This is a genomic window from Candidatus Marinimicrobia bacterium CG08_land_8_20_14_0_20_45_22 (genome assembly GCA_002774355.1).
Lineage (GTDB): Bacteria > Fidelibacterota > UBA2242 > UBA2242 > UBA2242 > 0-14-0-20-45-22.
Window position 1 is genome coordinate 1 of the sequence record PEYN01000110.1, and the last position, 2851, is coordinate 2851.

A 2851-nucleotide genomic window follows, 5' to 3' on the forward strand; every position below is an offset into this window, starting at 1 on the left:
CGAGTTTTGTTCCTTCAATGTCCGCCTTCATGCGCTCTTTTCCCGCTTTTAATCCCCAGTAGAATATTTTCTTCTTGATTGACGACCCCGATTGGACGCCAGACATGACCGTCGCATAAATTTTTTCGAACAGTCGTGGTACGCTGATCAAAATAGTCGGGCGAACCTCCGACATATTGTCGATTACTTTTTCGACGCTTTCGGCGAAGCCAACCGTCGCGCCCAGTAACATCGGGACATAATAACCACCCATCCGTTCCAAAACATGGCTCAACGGTAAAAATGAAAGGAATGTATCTTCTGGATAAATCTGGATCATTTTAACGCTGTTATCGACATCTTTCACGAAATTTGCGTGTGAGAGCATAACGCCTTTGGGCGAACCGGTCGTTCCAGATGTATAATTGATGCACGCAAGATCATTTTCTTCTACAGAATCCAGCAATGTTTGAAATCGCTCGGGTTTTTCGACATGGATCTGTTTGCCATGTTCAATGATATCCTGTATCCAATTTACGTCGCTGGTTTCGATAATTTTGTCGAAGGATATGATTCGCTCGAACTGGTAATCCGATTCGCGAATTTTTTTCAGCAAATCCTGTGTCGAAAAAAAGATAGCGCGCGGTTTGGAATGTTTCATCAATTCGCCGATTTGCAAGGCTGACAGAGTTGGATAAACTGGGACGCTGATTGCGCCAATAGAAAGGCAAGCCATATCGGACATGTACCACTCTTCACGATTATCCGATAGGATTGCGATGCGGTCTCCTTTTCGAATTCCCCAGGAATCCAGAACCAGTGCGATTGCACGGACAATGTTTCCTAACTCATAATAAGTGACGGGACGAAAAGTTCCGCCAATTTTGGACAGCATAGCGGCTTTGTCTGAAAACGCCTTAACATTTTGAAAGAAACGATGTGGTAAAACTAGATTATTCATAATTTTTCTCCTAATGTTCTCAAAGAATAGTGCTTTGAATATAATGAATTGTTTCCTTAAATTCACGCGCTTTTCTAAGCGATTTTTTTATGGAGAGGTGGCCGAGCGGCTGAAGGCAGCTGCCTGCTAAGCAGTTGTACGAGGAATCGTACCCCGGGTTCGAATCCCGGCCTCTCCGCTTGATGTTTACGGTTTACATACTACAAAGCGAAGAAGATTTTGGCTATTACATTGGTTATACGGAGGACTTGGAGCGAAGACTTTCCGAACACAATGGTGGGAAAACACGATCATTACGTCATCGACTGCCGATGAAAGTGGTTTATACAGAAATTTACCAGACAAAAAAAGAAGCAAAAGCGCGTGAAGTACAGATTAAGTCTTACAAAGGCGGGAAAGCATTTCAGGAATTAATAATTCCGGGTTCGCCCCGCCATCGGCGGGATTAGTCCCGCCCCAGGCGGGAAATCCCGGCATCTCTACCGATTCAGCCGATTTTACTAAGTACTTTACAAAACTTATTCCGACTTAAATCGTATAAACTTTTGGTTTTTAGAGAAATTTTGATAGTGTTTCGCCCGTCGTAAAGGTTTGGAGATTTTCGTCTTCTTAACTAAATTGCTTATTGTTTGATCGAATATGAAAACATCAATTAAAATAGCGATTTGGATATTCATCGGCATTTTTTTTGTGTCCAGTCTGGGGATTTTTTGCATTTTTTGGACAAATTGGTGGGAAACAATCCTGATTTCCCAGATTAACAAACAGATTTATACTCGTTACGGACTGGTTGTTAAAATCGCCAAAATCGACGGCAACATTTTCAAACATCTTCAGATTACGAACATCATTTTATCAACTCCATCAAATTACCGATTAGGTACCGTTTCAAATCTAAGACTTGACTACCATTTTATGTCTGCTATCGGAAAAAATCCGATTATCGAGGCAATTATCGCTGATACAGTTTCATTTGGTTATCCCAGGACTATCGATACCTTGGCGCTTTTATTTGGAAAACCATCTCAGAAATCATCTTCACAGATTGATTTGAAACGAATCCTCATTGCCGATTTGATTGTGACCGATAGCCGGAATCCTAACAAACGGCTTTTATCGGACGGATGGATCGAGGGTGGTCTGAAAGTTTCAGGCGATTCTATCCGTTTAGTTGCCGATAGTGTTCATGCCGTTTTACAGACGATTCAGGAAGAAATTGCTTTATCAAACGCAAATATTCTGAAAGTCAACAATTCGCTTTTTGTGCAGGGATGCAGGGTGAAGAGCAAGTCGACAATTGGAAACTTGAGTGGGAAAATATCACTTGAGACGCCGTTTTCCGGCGAATTTGCTGTTCGGATGGATAATGTGGTTCTTTCGGAGCGATTAAAGAACGTTGAGAAGATATTTTCAGAAGATGACTTCATTAGTTTGAATGGGAACGTCACGATTTTAAAAGATGAGATCAATACAGATATTAAGTTTCAGGGAAAATTACGCGGACGTGAAGTGACAGACGGATTGCTAATCGGTGAGATTCACAACCGAATATTTAATGTCAAAACGTTGTCTTTTATGTCGGGTGATGAAACGATCTATGGTATCGCAAATGGTGATTTCGATTCTGGGATCACAGCAAATTTAGAAATGACAAATCTGGACCTTTTATACTGGGGGATCATTCAAAAAAAGACTCTTCTGAATGGTTCGACAAGTCTGATCGTCGATGGAAAAATAAAAGCGCCAGAGAAAATAACCGCCGATATAGATTTTACCGGATGTGCATTTGATACGTTGGGTTTTGATAAAGTTCAAGGGCGCGTGATCTACAGCAACGGCTTATTTGCGATTCCGGATACAATGCTGATAATTCAGGGACCAACATCGTATCGGATAACTGGCGAAGGCGAT

Annotated in this window: 3 protein-coding genes and 1 tRNA gene; 3 read left to right on the top strand and 1 reads right to left on the bottom strand. The window is 41.6% G+C overall.

The features are described 5' to 3' along the window. The coding region (locus COT43_06385) for a long-chain fatty acid--CoA ligase (protein PIS28420.1) at positions 1 to 940 on the bottom strand (940 nt) is incomplete at its 3' end. A gap of 91 nt (positions 941 to 1031) precedes the next feature. Between COT43_06385 and COT43_06390 the strand changes: the two genes are divergently transcribed. The 3 genes from COT43_06390 to COT43_06400 form a co-directional block, all read left to right on the top strand. Further along, a tRNA-Ser gene (locus COT43_06390) sits at positions 1032 to 1118 on the top strand. Positions 1119 to 1122: 4 nt separating this feature from the next. Further along, positions 1123 to 1389, top strand: coding sequence for an endonuclease (locus COT43_06395; protein PIS28422.1), 267 nt, complete (start codon positions 1123 to 1125; stop codon positions 1387 to 1389). 190 nt (positions 1390 to 1579) lie between these two features. Then, positions 1580 to 2851 (top strand): hypothetical protein (locus COT43_06400; GenBank protein ID PIS28421.1); only part of this gene is annotated, 1272 nt, incomplete at its 3' end.

What these genes read in the sequence shown, in the direction of transcription:
- COT43_06395 (PIS28422.1), top strand. Translation starts at nt 1,123, where the DNA reads ATGTTTACGGTTTACATACTACAAAGCGAAGAAGATTTTGGCTATTAC.